The following is a 15,314-nucleotide window of genomic DNA, read 5'->3' as shown; positions in this document are numbered from 1 at the left end:
CCAAAAGTAGCACCGCCGTTGAGGAACCGATTTGATCGCTCTCTTGCGGCATTTCGTACGGGATGCCGCGGCACAAGGATTGCTGTCTGCCTCGCCTTGTGGCCGCTGGCACGGCTGGGATCAGCTGCGGAAGCGGGCCAGATCGACGCCGAGCTTTTGCAGACGGTAGTAGAATGTCTTGCGCGGGAGTTTGAGGGCCGCGCATGCCCGCGAAACATCTCCAGCCGCCGCAGTAAGCGCTTCCTCGATCAGTTCGGTCTCGAACGCCTCCAGACGGCTCTTCAGATCGGTCTCCTCCAGCAAAGAGGGTTCGCGAGGGCCGCTGTCATCCAGCCCGAGCGCAAAGTTCTCCGCAAATCGCAGCAGTTCGCGGACATTCCCCGGCCAGTCGTGCTTTTCGAGATGGCGGAACGTGCGCGCTTCCAGCGCCGGGGGATCGATCCCCAGCCGCGCAGAGGTCTGGACCACGAAGCGGCGGAAGAGCGGCACGATGTCCTCGCGCCGTTCCCGCAAGGGGGGCAGGCGAAGCGTCACGCTGTTCAGCCGATAGAAGAGCGACATCCGGAACTTTCCCTCTCGGGCTGCTTCCTCCAGGTCCACGCTGCTGGCCGATACGACGCGCAAATCGACTGGCCGCGCCGAGGTGGCGCCGATGGGCGTGACCTCGCGGTGCTCAAGCACACGCTGCAGGCCGAGTTGCACGCCGTTTCCCAGCGCGTCGATATCGTCCAGAAAGAGGGTGCCGCGACTGGCCTGCTCGATCCGCCCGGTGCGCGGCATCCGGCTGCCCGGCAGGCCGTCAGCCACGCTGCCAAACAGCTCCGCCTCCACAAGGCCGGCGGGCAGGGCGCCGCAGTCCACCGTCATCAGCTGCCCGCGGCGGCGCGATGCGGCATGCAGCATCTCGGCGACCAGACCTTTCCCGGTGCCCGTCTCGCCCTGAATCAGAACATCGACGCCGATGGGCGCGACCTGTGCGATGGTTCGCCGCAGCTGCACCATGGCGGGCGAGTGGCCGAAAAGAGGGCTGTCGTCGGCGTCGGGAGTCGTCGTCTGACGCAAGCGCCGATTCTCGGTCACCAGTTGCCGGCGCTCCAGCGCGCGCTCGACCGCAGCGACAAGCTGTTCGGCCGAATAGGGCTTTTCCAGCACGTCGTAAGCGCCGCAGCGCAGGGCGCCCATCGCGGTGGGCACGTCGACATGCCCCGAGATGAGGATGACCGGCATGTCGGGATCGAGCGCGACAATCCGGTCGAGCAATTCCAGGCCGTCCATGCCGGGCATGCGGATGTCGCTGACCACGACCCCGTCAAAACCCGCGTCGATCGCTCCAAGCGCCTCGCCGGCGCTTTGGACGCAATCCACGTCGAAACCGGCGAGAGAGAGCGACTGTACGGAGGCCCGGCACAGATCGTCGTCGTCGTCCACGAAGAGAACCTTGTTCATCGCGCCCGCTCCAGATCGATAACGAATTCCGCCCCCACGGCGGGCGTGTTGGCTTTGAGAGTGCCGCCGAAATCCGCGATGATATCACGGCAGATCACCAGACCGAGACCGAGCCCGTTCTGTTTGGATGTCTTGAAGGGCATGAAGAGTGTTGCCCGCATGTCATCGGATAGCCCGGCGCCATCGTCGGCAACCGTGATCGCGACACGATCGCCGTTTTCCTTGACCGTGGCGGTGATCGTCCGTGCTCCGGCGTCCAGCGCATTCTGCACGAGGTTGACCAGCACCTGCTCCAGCCGGACCCGCTCCGCCCGCACCGCGATGGCCGAACCGGTGGTGACAAACTCCGCGCCGCGCATGCGCAGCCGGTCCCGCAACAGCAGCGCCGTGCCCGCAAGAGCTTCCTCAACCGCTACGGGGCCGATCTCACCCGATGCGCGCCGTGCGAAACCGCGCAGTTCGCGTGTGATCAGCCCGATGCGCTCGGTCAGGGCGCCAATCTGATCGATCGCTGCTATCGCATCGTCGCGCTTGTCCCGTTCGAGCAGGGTCCGGGCATTCGAGGTATAGGCCGAGATGGCCGCGAGAGGCTGGTTGACTTCGTGCGCCACGCCAGCCGTGATCTGGCCGAGCGTGGCCAGCTTGTTGGCCTGGACGAGCTGCTCACGCAGGTCCGTCAGCCGCGTATTGGCCTCGCGTTCGATCCTGGCTGCCACACCGCGCCGATGGACGCGCCAGAGCAGGAACAGCGCGGCCAGAGCCACCGCAGCGATCGCCACGGCCAGGTGCGCAAAGGCGACCGCCTCGGCGATGGCAGGCCCGATCGGAGCGAGCACGTGCACCTTCCAGCCCTTTCCCACATCCTCGCTGGCCTCGACATAGTCGAAGGCGCGTGAAGCCGCCCCGACCGGTGCGACTTCTCCCGTGGCATAGAGCCGGTTCTGGACCAGAGGCACCTCGCCGTAATCGAGCAATCGCCGCGCTCTGGTTCGTTCTTCATCCGAGAGGGGCCGGGTTGTCTGGAACTGCCACTCGGGCGTGGCCGAAACGAGAATGATGCCGCGATCATCGGTAACGAAGGCGGTTGTCGCCGTCTCGCGCCATTCGCGCTCCACCGACGAAAAGTCGACCTTGACGACGAAGACGCCCAGTATGCGGTCGCCGTCCATCACCCGCTTCGAAATGTACAGGCCCGGACGGCGGCTGCGCTGCCCCAGCGCGAATTGCTGCGCATCGTCCGCCCGCATCGCATCGCGATAATAGGCACGGTACGAATAGTCGTCGCCGACGAAGCTGTCCTCGCTCTGCCAGTTGCTCGCCGCCACGGTCACTCCGCGGGCATCCAGCAGATAGACTTCGGCGGCGCGGGTCTCGTCGCTCAGGGCTTCGAGCTTGCGGTTAAGCTGTGCGAGCCGCGCGGGGTCGCGGGTCGACAAGGCATCGCGGGTTTCGCGGTCGTCGGCAAGGACGATCGGGACGAGGCGGAACTTGTCGAGTTCACGCCGGAAACTGGATGCAAGCAGGATCGAGGATGCTTCCGCCCGCCGGGATTCGCTGTCGATCGCCTGCGTCGTCGCGACCCGGCCCGACGCATAGAGCATCCCGACAAGCACAAGCGCCGCGACCCCGGCTCCAGCCAGTCGAACGAACAAGGGCAGGGGGCGACTCGACATGAATGCAGCGTGGCGAATTATTGCCCATGGCGCAACATGACATGGCTGGAATTTTGCCCATACGACGAAAGGGTTTTGTAGTAAGACATTGAAATATAGAATAATATTAAGTTTGCCATCCGCCGTTGCGTCAGGCGCCGATGCGCGCAAATTTAGGAGTACGACGCCCCAAGAGAGGGCGGGAACTTAAAACAATCGTCACGCGGCCCTCAGGGCTGGTGAGAAATGGAGAGGGGCAAGGCAATGAGAGGTCAATTTGTTCGTACGTTAATGGTAGGCACAGCGATGGCTGCTGCATTCCCGGCCTTCGCACAGGACGCCGCAGACCCATCCCCGGCATCGGACATGCCAGAGGCTGCCACATCCGATGCGTCCGCCCAAGACGATGACGTCACGCAGATCACCGTGATCGGCTCGCGCGGCAGGTCGCGATCCGATGTCGATCGCCCGGTTGCGGTCGATGTCGTGACCAGCACCGAAATGCGCGCGACCGGTCAGATCGATCTTGGCCAGCAGATCCAGTTCACTTCGCTGTCGTTCAATTCCGCCAAATATGGTGTCAACGGCGCGACCAACTTCGCCGATCCGGCTTCGCTGCGCGGCCTCGCGCCCGATCAGGTGCTGGTGCTCGTCAACGGCAAACGTCGCCACCAGTTCTCGGCCATCAATCTCAACGTTGCACCGGGCCTCGGCACGGTCGTGACCGACCTGAACTCGATCCCCACCGGCGCGGTGATGCGCACCGAGGTGCTGCGCGACGGCGCGGCAGCCCAATACGGTTCCGACGCGATCGCCGGTGTCGTCAACATCGTGCTGAACGACCAGATCGGCGGCAACCTCGACGTGAACGGCGGCATCTACCGGGAGGGCGATGGCTTCACCAACAAGATCAGCCTGAACCACGGCATCGAGCTTGGCGACAACGGCGGCTTCATCAACTACACGCTCGAATATTTCGGGTTCGAGGGCACCAACCGGTCGGATACCTACACGGGGACGCTCTACCCGGCGACGCCCGCCAGCTATGCGGTCACCGGGCCGACCGCTGCCTTTCCCTATAGTACTGCCAATCCCCGAGCCGATCGCGGTGTCTATCCGCAGACGCCATTTGTCGTCGGCAATTATGGCGCAAATCGCAATCGCACATATCAGGCTTTCGTCAACGCATCCTATCCGGTCGCCGAAGACACCAACATCTATGCTTTCGGCGGCTACAGCCGGAAGGATATCCGGGCCTTTGGTTTCTTCCGCTCGGCTGCCGTCACATCCAACTCTTCGTTGGGGATTTACCCGGACGGCTATGTCCCGATCCTGCCCGGCACCTCGGTCGACTGGTCGGCAGTCGTCGGCGTCAACACCGAACTGGCGGGATGGAATCTGGACCTGAGTGGTGGGTATGGCGCCAATCATCTCGACCAGAACGCGCATAATACGGTCAATGCCTCGCTCGGCGACGCCAGCCCGACCGACTTCTACATCGGGCGCACGGCGTTCAATCAGTGGACCGGCGACTTCAACGCGTCCAAGGACTTCGGCCCGGTCGGCTTTATCGGCGAGAGCCTGAACATCGCCTTCGGCGCACAATATCGACGCGACAACTTCGTTGTAACGCGCGGCGATCCGGCCTCCTATGCGGTCGGTCCGCTGGCGACCTCCGGCAAGGCGCCTGGCGCAAACGGGCGGCCCGGTTATGCACCGGCCGACGAGAACGACGTCAGCCGCCACAGCATCGGCGCCTATGTCGATGCCGAGGCGGAGTTCAACGACAGGCTCCTGTTCGCGGCCGCACTTCGCTTCGAGAACTACTCCGACTTCGGCAGCAATCTCTCCGGCAAGCTTGCCGGTCGCTACAAGCTGACCGATGCTCTCGCGCTGCGCGGTTCGTACAATCGCGGTTTTCGTGCTCCGTCGCTCCAGCAGACCGGAAGCCGGGTCAACACCTCGACTGTCCAGAACAACCAGATCCTTATCACCAAGCAGGTGTCCAGCGACGATCCGCGCCTCGCGACACTTGGTGTGCCCCAGCCCAAGGCGGAAATTTCCGACAGCTATGCACTTGGCCTGACCGGTGACTTCCCGGGCGTGCTGGGCGGCCGGGTGACCATGACGATCGACGGTTTCCAGATCGACATCAAGGATCGCATCGTCATCACCGAGCGCCTGCAGACCGCGCTGTACCCATCCGTGGCGGCGCTGTTCCCGGAGGCGCGGGAGATCCGGTTCTTCACCAACCAGATCGACACACGGACACGCGGTGTCGACGTTGTTCTCACCTACAAAACCGCTATCGGCGATGATCAGGATCTGACCCTCACTTTGGCTGGCAGCCATGCCGAGACTGAGGTGCTTCGCCAACGCGATACGCCGGCGCCCATTCTTGTTGGCGCATCACCGGCCGCCCAGCAGATCAAGCTCCTCGGCCAGACCGCGACAGAGCTTATCGAAGTGGCCCAGCCGCGCACCAAGATCCTGGCCTCTGCCAACTATGCGTGGGACAGGGTCAACTTCGGTGTCCGGGCATCGTACTTCGGCAACGTCAAGGCCTTCTCCACCGGTCTCAGCGGGCAGGACGACAATGTCGCCTGCGACGACAATAACCGCTGCCTGCAGACATTCGGTGGCAAGACACTGATCGATCTGACCCTGAGCTATGCTTTCACCGACACGTTCTCGCTGACGGCCGGCGCCAACAACATTTTCGACGTCTATCCCGACAAGTGGAACAACACCCGCGACGGCGACATCGGACAGGCCGCGTCCTATTCCGATGGCCAGACGCCCTATACCCGCAACGCCAACCAGTTCGGGTTCAACGGCGCCTATTATTTCATCACCGCCAGCGTGAAATTCTGAAGCAGGAGCGCGACATCGTGGCACGCATACTCAACATGGCAACTATCAGTCCGGAGGAGTTCAGTCGGCTACGCCGTGCGCTTCCGACGGTGACACAGGAAGGCGTAATGCAGACCTACCGGATCAGCCAGCACAGCTGGTACAAGCTTCGAGATGGCAAACCCGTGAAGCAGTCGGTCATCGACCGGATGCGCGCTCGCTATGCAGAACTGACCCAATGATCTCCATCGGAACCACGAAAGAGACCACTGAGGCCGCGCGCGAAGCTTCGCCGCGGCCCTGGTATCGCCACCTCTATATCCAGGTGTTGGTTGCTATCGCCGCAGGCGTGCTGCTGGGCCATTTCGCGCCCGAGACAGGCGAGCAACTCAAACCGCTTGGTGATGCTTTCATCAAGCTCGTCAAGATGATCATCGCACCGGTGATTTTCCTCACCATCGTGACCGGCATCGCGGGTATGCGCGACCTTGCGTCGGTCGGCCGGGTGGCAGGAAAGGCCTTCGCCTATTTCCTGTTCTTCTCGACGCTGGCGCTGATCATCGGGCTGATCATCGCGAATGTGGTGCAACCGGGGGCAGGGCTCAACATCGATCCCGCGACGCTCGATGGCGGCAAGGTTGCCGAATATGCCGCCAAGGCACATGAGGCAACGCTCACCGGGTTTCTGCTTGAAGTGATACCGAACACTTTCCTCTCGGCATTGACCGATGGAAACATCCTTCAGACCCTGTTCGTCGCCATCCTGTTCGGCATCGGGCTCGCTCTGATCGGCGACCGCGGCGCGCGGGTGCTGTCCGCGCTGGACGACGTGTCGCTGGCGATGTTCAAGGTGGTGGCAATCCTGATGCGCGCCGCGCCGATCGGTGCGTTCGGCGCGATGGCCTTCACCGTTGGCGCCTATGGCGTCGGCACGCTGGCCAACCTCGCGGCTCTGGTCGCGACCTTCTACCTGACCTCGCTGTTGTTCGTGATCGTCGTGCTCGGCGCGATCAGCCGATGGGCCGGTTTCTCGATCTTCCGGCTGATCGCCTATCTCAAGGCCGAGTTGTTGCTGGTGCTTGGCACCTCTTCCTCGGAAAGCGCGCTGCCCAGCCTGATCGAGAAGATGGAGCGTGCCGGTTGCCCCAAGTCGGTGGTCGGCCTGGTCGTTCCGACCGGCTACAGCTTCAATCTCGACGGTACGAATATCTACATGACATTGGCGGCGCTGTTTATCGCGCAGGCCTGCAATGTCGAACTGACGATCGGCGAGCAGATCCTGTTGCTCGGCGTGGCCATGCTCTCTTCGAAGGGAGCGGCGGGCGTGACCGGGGCCGGGTTCATTACCCTTGCCGCGACGCTCTCCATCGTGCCTTCGGTGCCGGTGGCGGGGATGGCGCTGATCCTCGGCGTGGACCGCTTCATGTCCGAGTGCCGGAGCCTGACCAACTTCATCGGCAATGCGGTGGCGACGATCGTGGTATCGCGATGGGAAGGCCGTTTGGACCGGGAAATGCTCGATGATGCCCTTGCGGGTCGCGCTCCGCGCATCGATGAGCTTCCTGCAGACCGGGTCGCCGCCGAATAGGCGGCGGCTCGATTATTCAATGATGTGGCCCCTCCTTCCGCTCGCTGCGGCGGTGATTGCAACGCCAGCAACGCAGCCTGCAACACCGCCGCCCCAGGATCAGCCCGCGACGACGCGGGCTTCCGTCCAGCCCGTCGTCACCCCGTACCCGTCTGCGGCGGCTGGCAATGGTTCGACCGTCGATGGGTACAGTCTTTCGCGCTGGGCTGAGGACTGGAGCGCCCTGTGCCACGCGGACGAGCAGGGCGATCCGATCGACCGGCTCAAGTGCATTTCGTTCGATCCCGACCACCGGACCTATCTCACCCTTTCGGGCGAGGTGCGCTTGCGGGTCAACCACACGACCAACCCCAATTTGCGCGATGCCCCGGCACAGCGACAGGACATCCGCCGACTGGTCGCCGGAGCTGACTTGCATCTGGGGCCGAATCTGCGGGTGTTCGGCGAGATCGCCCATGGCGGTATTTCCGGTGTGAATCTCGGCGCGCCGCCCGCAACACTGCGCAATGAGATCGCCGTCCAGCAGTTGTTTGTCGAAGGCGATGCCGATGTCGGCGGTGTGGATGTAGGGCTACGTTACGGACGTCAGGAATTCACCGATGGTCCCGGTCTTCTGGTGTCGCAGCGCGATAACAATACAATCCGCTATACGCTTAACGGCTGGCGGGCCTGGGCGCGCGGATCGAAAGTGCGCATCGACCTGTTCGACTTTCGGCCGACGCAATATGGCGATCTCAGCGCCGCCGACGATGAGCCCGATCCGGAGCGGCGCTTCTCGGGCATTACCGCCGGGATAGTCCTGCCCGAGCGATGGTTCGGCGGTTCCAGGCTGTATCTCGACCCGTTCCTGTGGCGTCGGCGTAACCGCGTCGGCACCTGGGGTGGCCGTGTTGGACCGGCCACGCGCCATTTTCTCGGTGCCCGCCTTTGGGGCACGGCGGGGCGGCTAACGATGGACTGGACGGTCAATCGCCAGTGGGGTCGCTTCATGGAGCAGGACATCGACGCATGGCAGGTCTTCCTGGCCCAGACGTGGCGCGTCGCCCCGGCGCGGTCGGCACCCACGGTTGGCATTCATCTGGACTATGCGAGCGGTGGAGGGGGCTATGGCGAGGGCAATCTGCGCAATGCCTACACCCCCTTCGGCAGCAACATCTACTACAGCTACGGGCTGTTTTTGATGCCCTCCAACCTGATTGCGGTTTCGCCGAACGTGACGCTATCGCCGGTCAAGCGGCTGCGCCTCACGGCGGAATATGAGCTTGCCTGGCGAGCCACGGTGCACGACGCGGTTTACCGCGCAAACGGCCAGCCTTTCGCCGGAACGCAGGACGTGGCTCAAGCCAGGGTCGGAAATCTCGCCCGGTTGCAAGCAGTCTGGACGATCACGCCCCGGCTCACCATGACCGGACGATATGAGCACTTTGCGGCTGGTCCGGCATTGACACAGGCCGGCTATCGTAGCTCAGACTTCATGGCCACATGGCTGTCGTTCCGGTTCTAGGAACAAACTAAGCGAAAGGGTTCAGATGGACGACGATGTCAGGAAGGCGGCACTTGACTACCACCGGTGGCCAAGGCCCGGCAAACTGTCGGTCGAGCCGATCAAGCGGATGGCGACCCAGCGCGATCTGGCGCTCGCCTATTCCCCCGGCGTTGCGGCGCCGTGCGAAGCGATCGCGGTCGATCCGGACAAGGCGCTGGACTATACCGCGCGGGGCAACCTCGTTGCGGTGATCTCCAACGGAACCGCGGTGCTCGGGCTGGGGAATATCGGCGCCCTTGCCGGAAAGCCGGTGATGGAAGGCAAGGCCGTCCTGTTCAAGAAGTTCGCCGACATCGACGTGTTCGATATCGAGGTCGATACCACCGACCCGGACAAATTCGTCGAGGCCGTTGCGCTGCTTGAGCCGACCTTCGGCGGGATCAATCTCGAAGACATCAAGGCGCCGGAGTGCTTCGAGATCGAACGCCGCCTGCGCGAACGGATGAAGATCCCGGTCTTTCATGACGATCAGCATGGCACCGCAATCGTCGTCGCCGCGGCGGTCCGCAATGCTCTCATCCTGCAAGGCAAGCGGCTGGAGGATATTCAGCTGGTGACATCGGGCGCGGGGGCGGCGGCCCTTGCTTGTGTGGACTTGCTGGTGGCGATGGGGCTGCCGATCGGGAACGTGACGCTGACCGACAAGGATGGTGTCGTCCGGGCCGACCGGGAGGGGATGGCGCCCAACCTCGCGCGCTATGCCCGGCAGACCGATGCCCGGACCCTGGCCGATGTGCTGGACGGTGCCGATGTTTTCCTCGGCCTTTCGGCCCCGCGCGTGCTGAAGCCGGAATGGCTTGAGCGCCTTGCCGACAAGCCGATCATCCTGGCGCTGGCCAACCCGGAGCCGGAAATCCTGCCCGAACTGGTCAAGGCGGCGCGGCCCGATGCGATCGTGGCGACGGGCCGCTCGGACTACCCGAACCAGGTCAACAACGTCCTGTGCTTCCCCTTCATCTTTCGCGGCGCGCTCGATGTCGGCGCGACGCAGATCAACGAGGCGATGAAGATCGCGGCGGTTGACGCGATCGCCGCACTGGCGCGGCAACCGGCGCCCGAAGCGGTGGTGACGGCCTACAGCGGTCGCCCGCCCAAATTTGGGCCGGACTACATCATTCCCGTGCCCTTCGATCCGCGCCTGATCCTTGAGGTGACGCCCGCTGTCGCCCGCGCGGCGATCCAGACGGGTGTTGCCCGCCGGCCGATTGCCGACATCGAGGATTATCGTCGCGATATCGAGCAGCGCAGCTGGCGCTCGGGGCACCTGATGCTTCCCGTCTTTGCCGCGGCGCGGAGAAGCTGCGCGCGCGTGGCCTATGGCGAGGGGGAAGACGAGCGGGTCATGCGTGCGATCCAGACCGTCGTCGATGAGGGACTAGCCCGGCCTGTCATCGTGGCGCGACGCCGGGTTATCGAGGACAGGCTGGCTGAACTTGGCCTGCGCTGGCGGCTCGATCAGGATGTCGAGATCGTCGATCCCGAAGAAGGCGGGCCGTTGCTTCACAGCCTTATCGCGCCATATCGCGCGCTGTCCGGTCGCCGTGGGGTGACGGTGGCCGATGCGGAACGTCGCGTCTATCGGCGACCGTCCGTCGCCGCGGCGATGCTGCTCGAACAGGGCCATGTCGATGCCGCTATCGTCGGCGGCAATGGAGACTGGTGGGAGCAGGTCCGGCTGGTGCTGCCGATCATCCCGCGCAGTGTGAACGCGACGCGGGCCTACGCTCTCACAGCGCTGATCATCGACGCCGGGACCATGTTCATTGCGGACACGCACATGATACCGGACCCCGACGCGGCGCAGCTGGCCGAGATGACCCGGCTGGCGGCGACGGAAGTGCGGCGGTTCGGGCTGGAGCCGCAGGCCGCGCTGCTGTCGCACAGCAACTATGGCGCATCCAACAGCAAGAGCGCCCGCAAGATGCGCGAGGCGATGCAGCTTCTGAACGCAGCCGATCTGGACTTTGCGGTCGATGGCGAGATGCATGCCGACGCTGCTCTGGCACAGCCGCTGCGTGACCGGCTGGTCGCGGATTCCCCGCTCACCGGCTCTGCCAACCTGCTGATCATGCCCAGTCTCGACGCCGCAAACATCACGCTCACCGCGCTGCGGGCCGCGACCAACGGGCAAGTGATCGGCCCGATGATCCTGGGTCTTTCCAAGCCGCTGCATGTATTGATCCCGGCGGCAACGGCGCGGAGCATCGTCAATCTCACCGCCATCGCGACATCGAAGGCGATTTCGGATAAGGCGGGGGCTGAGGGGGGCTGAGGCGGCGCCTCTTTTCGGCGATGCGCTGAGGCCGGACGTCTCTGGTTCTGGCCTTCGTGCCGGGGGTAAGGATCATTGCAGTCGCGCTGAAGATCACCAATCTGCTGGGCGAGGGGCAGAGGGGCTACCCTTTGACCCCCTGCTCCTTGCGGGGCGCTATCGAACCTAAGTTGATTGAAGCCCCTTCCCAGAAGGACAAGTTTGCCAAGGCCGGAAGTGAGGCATAGGCGTCAAGCGAAAGTCTGCGTGCCCAGTTTTCAGGTGGCAGAGTACTTCATGATTGATGTTTGATGGGATGGCAACGTGTCAGGGGGGCAGCCCAACAGGAGAACCGCGCTCTATCCGGGAGTAAGTTCGCTCGTCTGGACCAGTCGAACAGGCCCAAGCAAACCGGATGACCTGAGCGGGGATTCCGCCGTGTAGGGCGACTGCGGGGCAAAGGCGAGTGGGCTGGCACCTTCCTGCTTGTCGCCGATCAGCCTGTTCACCCAGAGGTTTGTGACCTTGAGTTCGAGGTGGTGCTGTCCGGCAGTAACCTGCCCGGTCAGATCGATACGGTAAGGACTTTTCCAAGCCGTGCCGACTTCCCGTCCATCGATGAAAACCGTGGCCAGTTCGTTGACCTCACCAAGGTCGAGGTAGAGCCTGGTGCCGGATTCCAGCATGTCGGCGTCAATGTCGATATCGGCGCGGTATGTCGCTGCTCCCGAGAAATAGCGGATGCGCGGATCGGCGTTTTCGCTCCAGTCCGTCAGGATTTCGAAGGTGACCGTCTCCTCGGGGCCTCCGCGCTGGGCCTGAAAATCCACTTCCCATTCGTTATCGAGAAGTGTTTCGCGCAAGGTCCTGGGCTCGCTGAGCGTCAGCTCGGTCGCCGCAGAAGGTTGGAAAACGACAAAGCCGGATTGCCCTGCATCAAGCGGCACGGAAACCTCGGTGTTCTGCCCCTGCCGCGCGAACGACAGGGCACGTGTCTCACCCCTGTCGGCTGACCACAACTGCGGCGTCCCTGTCGCGCGGAAAGTGATGGGCAAGGACAGGGGCTCGTCTCCCTGGTTCGAGAGATAATAGATATCCGTCTCTCCCGATCTGCGGTGCAGGGAGAGCAATTCGGATGTCCCGGCAAAGGCAACATCGGGAGTGATGCCTTCCGCCTTCAGTGCCAGCGCCAGATCCGACGTGGGATAGACGCGGCCCAGACCGACATCGCGGGATTGCCCGGTGCCGACGCCCCAGAGGTGGTCGATGATTTCCGCCGCCTGTGCCTCTGTTCCCGCCATGCCGAAACGCCCGACCGGCTTGTCTGCCACGAGGGTAGCGCCTTGCTCGACGAGGGATTGCAGGCGCTCCAACGTCGCTATCGTCAGGTGGCGCACGTGGGATGGCATGTAGAGGATGCGGTATGCCATGCCGCCCGAGGTGACCAGTTGGCCATCGGCCACGTGCACCTCGTGTGCCAGCGACCGCGCATCGAGATAGTCGTACCCGTATCCCTTGGGCACATTGGTGTTGAAGTCGTGATGGAAGAGTTGCGACAGGCTTTGCTCATCACCGTAGAAATAGGCGATGTCGGCTTGGTATTGCCCCTGCTGAAGCATGAACGAGGTGCGCGCCAGATAGTCGAAGAACGGACGTGCCTCGTCAGCCCAGGTCTCGTTGCGGTTGAGGAACTGGCCGAAGAACCCGAGGCTGAGGCCCGGTGCGCGGTCGAGGAAGGGCTGCGAGGTCGATTCGTGGAGGAGCAGGCGATTGGCGCCATAGGCAAAGATGCGATCTGCAACGGGTTGCAGCATTGCCGGGGAAAAGGACCATGGGTCGGTGCCGGCCGCGACGGTCAAGGCCTCCACCGCCACAAATGGCTTGCCATAGATATGCGCTGCCGAAGCCGCCTCGCGGACATCCGCAATCAGTGACGGCTGGCCGGGGTCGGTCGCGAAAGGCCGATACCAGAACTCGGCTGTCGGAATATCTGCCCGAGCCTTGGCCGCAAGACCATCGACAATGGCGCGCGGCGTATCGCCTTGCGCTTCGGTGTAATAGGTCATCCCCTGTTCGCCCGCCACGCGCGCCAGCGTGCCATAGTGGTTTTCGATCAGAAGATCCTCGAGCGTCTGGCGGAAGTCGAACAGGAACGCCTCGCTGCTGGCTGGATCGACCACCACCCGCCCGACCAGCACCGGCAGCCATGGCTGCGGATCGTAGCCGCGCAGACGCTCGAAATCGGACAGGATCCGGGGCGTCCAGTTCTGGACCCCGGCTTCCCAGCTATCGGTGAGGAGAGCGTTGATCCCGCCTTCCCCAAGCGCGACATTGGCATTGTCGCGGTACAGTGCGAGAAGGGTTGTGATGTACTCGTGGACGGCGCTCGCATCCAGCTTGTCCACCTCAAGGCCCGTGGCCTCGGGTTCGGCGGGGCCATTGGTCTGGCCCGTGAGGGACCATCCCAGCCTGACTACCGTCCAGCGCCCATTATCGGGCGCGGTCCAGTCAAGGGTGCCGTCGGCCTGCAAGCGCGAGGTCAGATCGACTACTGCTGCAGGGGCGATAGCGCTGGTCGAACTGGCCTGCTGAAGTGACTGGTCATCGAAGTTGGCAATCGACGAGAAGCCCGCCTTCGCCTCGAATTGATTCACGCGCGCTTCGCCAAGCAGTTCCAGCCGGTAGATTTTCAGCGAATCCGGTGCGCCCCCGCGCGAGAACTGCGGCGGGAGCCCCGGCCGCGGGGGCGGCCCCGGAGGCCGTTGGAAAGCGATCCGGTAGTGCTGAGCGGTGGTAGCGGGAAGGGCGAAGGTCTGTTGCGGGGATGGGTGCTCAGCCGCAGCCGCGGCAAAGGAGGCCAAGGGGCGCAAGCTATCGGGGGATGCGCCCGCCCAGATTTCGAAGGCCGGCCACTTCTCCATCGCCATCGTCAGGGCATGAACCTCGACCGGCTCATCATAAACGATATCGACCGATCGCAGATCTTCGCCTTCGGTGAAGGGTAGGGTGACCGAGTGGCTGAGTTCGGGAGTGAGGCTGGCAAACTCCTCGCCCTGATCCGCCGAAACGTAGTGAGCCAGCGGAAGCCGGTCGCCCGGCATCGGGAATGCGAACACCGCAGCATCGCCGTAGGCCTCGGGTGTGACCGTCGGTGCCTCACCCCATCCGGAGGGGACGGTGAGAGCGGCAAAGTCGCCCGTCGTAACTGGCGGCTGGGGAAGTCGTCCGGCACTTTGGCCGCCTTCGAGCGTGACCTCACTCCAGACATATTTCTTCATGCCGTCCTGCGGCGCGACCCACGGACCACCCGTCTGGCTCCATCCCGGCGAACCGGCAATGACGACCTCCATGCCGTATTCGTGGGCTCGCTCGATGGCCACCTCGAACGCCTGCGCCCATCGCTCACTCATGAACGGGGCAGGCTCGTCCACCACCACTGGCACGCCGAGAGACCCGGAGAAGGCATGAACACCGCCAATCCCCATGCGATGCATCCACTCGAGATCTGCGAGGGCACCTTCAACAGTGACGTTGCCGTCCATCCAGTGCCACCACAGGTGCGGGCGCGCTTCCTGCGGAGGTTCCTGAAAGCCCTCTTGCAGTTCTGGCGCGGATTCCTCGGCGAATGCCGGACTGGGGAAAAGCGCGAGAACAGAGGCGCAAGCGAGAAGGCCGATCAACTTCATGAGTGATTTATCCCGATATGACGTGGTGTCGCTGCGAACCCAAGCTTACCACGTCCCCGGCAGGAGATGGCTGATCAAGGTGAAGTTCTCTCGATCCGCCGCTCCGCCTCCAAGGCTCCGCACATGGTGCTCTGCAAAGGTGGATGACTGTGCGACACTTATCGCCAGGCGCGCTTGCGCGGCCGCGAGAAATGCGTCCACCGAGAGCGGCAGGGGTATCCAATAGTTCCTTGGGGCTTTGCATTTCCTGTGAGGCGTGCCTTTGCAACAGGGGAGGGGCACTGTTGCTGGT

The 15,314-nt window shown here is 63.5% G+C and carries 8 protein-coding genes; 5 read left to right on the top strand and 3 right to left on the bottom strand.

What is annotated here, in order from left to right:
• Nucleotides 1-120 precede the first annotated feature (120 nt).
• Nucleotides 121-1,446 carry a sigma-54-dependent transcriptional regulator gene (locus tag D2V17_RS11990; protein WP_119593127.1) on the bottom strand — a complete coding sequence of 442 codons (1,326 nt, stop codon included), beginning with the start codon at nt 1,444-1,446 and terminating at the stop codon, nt 121-123.
• The gene (locus D2V17_RS11985) at nt 1,443-3,119 is read right to left on the bottom strand and encodes a sensor histidine kinase (protein WP_119593126.1); all 1,677 of its coding nucleotides are present in this window, start codon (nt 3,117-3,119) and stop codon (nt 1,443-1,445) included. The genes D2V17_RS11990 and D2V17_RS11985 overlap by 4 nt, the downstream gene beginning before the upstream one ends.
• Nucleotides 3,120-3,404: 285 nt before the next feature.
• Here D2V17_RS11985 and D2V17_RS11980 point away from each other — a divergent pair, with 285 nt between their 5' ends.
• Genes D2V17_RS11980 through D2V17_RS11960 form a run of 5 tightly spaced genes read left to right on the top strand, consistent with a single transcriptional unit; the run spans nt 3,405 to nt 11,357 of the window.
• On the top strand, nt 3,405-5,972 hold the full coding sequence (locus D2V17_RS11980) for a TonB-dependent receptor plug domain-containing protein (RefSeq protein ID WP_191229171.1): 2,568 nt from the start codon (nt 3,405-3,407) through the stop codon (nt 5,970-5,972).
• 17 nt (nt 5,973-5,989) lie between these two features.
• Entirely contained in the window at nt 5,990-6,193 is a 204-nt protein-coding gene (locus D2V17_RS11975) for a hypothetical protein (RefSeq protein ID WP_245978690.1), read from the top strand.
• Nucleotides 6,190-7,539 (top strand): dicarboxylate/amino acid:cation symporter, encoded by a 1,350-nt coding sequence (locus D2V17_RS11970; protein ID WP_119593123.1) that lies wholly within the window; start codon nt 6,190-6,192, stop codon nt 7,537-7,539. The genes D2V17_RS11975 and D2V17_RS11970 overlap by 4 nt, the downstream gene beginning before the upstream one ends.
• Before the next feature lie 22 nt (nt 7,540-7,561).
• Complete coding sequence (locus D2V17_RS11965) at nt 7,562-9,043, top strand: alginate export family protein (RefSeq protein ID WP_245978689.1); 1,482 nt, start codon at nt 7,562-7,564, stop codon at nt 9,041-9,043.
• A gap of 25 nt (nt 9,044-9,068) precedes the next feature.
• Nucleotides 9,069-11,357, top strand: a complete 2,289-nt coding sequence (locus D2V17_RS11960) for an NADP-dependent malic enzyme (protein ID WP_119593122.1) — start codon at nt 9,069-9,071, stop codon at nt 11,355-11,357.
• A 338-nt stretch (nt 11,358-11,695) separates the two neighbouring features.
• On the opposite strand, the gene D2V17_RS11955 is transcribed toward D2V17_RS11960, so the two are convergent.
• Complete coding sequence (locus D2V17_RS11955) at nt 11,696-15,022, bottom strand: glycosyl hydrolase (RefSeq protein WP_119593121.1); 3,327 nt, start codon at nt 15,020-15,022, stop codon at nt 11,696-11,698.
• Nucleotides 15,023-15,314: the final 292 nt, after the last annotated feature.

Origin of the sequence: Aurantiacibacter xanthus, from assembly GCF_003584015.1 — a bacterium.
GTDB lineage: Bacteria > Pseudomonadota > Alphaproteobacteria > Sphingomonadales > Sphingomonadaceae > Alteraurantiacibacter > Alteraurantiacibacter xanthus.
The sequence above is the reverse complement of the archived record's forward strand: the minus strand, read 5'-3'. Positions and strand labels throughout refer to the sequence as shown.

Coding starts and splice junctions, on each gene's coding strand:
- D2V17_RS11985 (WP_119593126.1), bottom strand. CDS start 3,119: ATGTCGAGTCGCCCCCTGCCCTTGTTCGTTCGACTGGCTGGAGCCGGG.
- D2V17_RS11970 (WP_119593123.1), top strand. CDS start 6,190: ATGATCTCCATCGGAACCACGAAAGAGACCACTGAGGCCGCGCGCGAA.
- D2V17_RS11965 (WP_245978689.1), top strand. CDS start 7,562: ATGTGGCCCCTCCTTCCGCTCGCTGCGGCGGTGATTGCAACGCCAGCA.
- D2V17_RS11960 (WP_119593122.1), top strand. CDS start 9,069: ATGGACGACGATGTCAGGAAGGCGGCACTTGACTACCACCGGTGGCCA.
- D2V17_RS11990 (WP_119593127.1), bottom strand. CDS start 1,446: ATGAACAAGGTTCTCTTCGTGGACGACGACGACGATCTGTGCCGGGCC.
- D2V17_RS11955 (WP_119593121.1), bottom strand. CDS start 15,022: ATGAAGTTGATCGGCCTTCTCGCTTGCGCCTCTGTTCTCGCGCTTTTC.
- D2V17_RS11980 (WP_191229171.1), top strand. CDS start 3,405: ATGGCTGCTGCATTCCCGGCCTTCGCACAGGACGCCGCAGACCCATCC.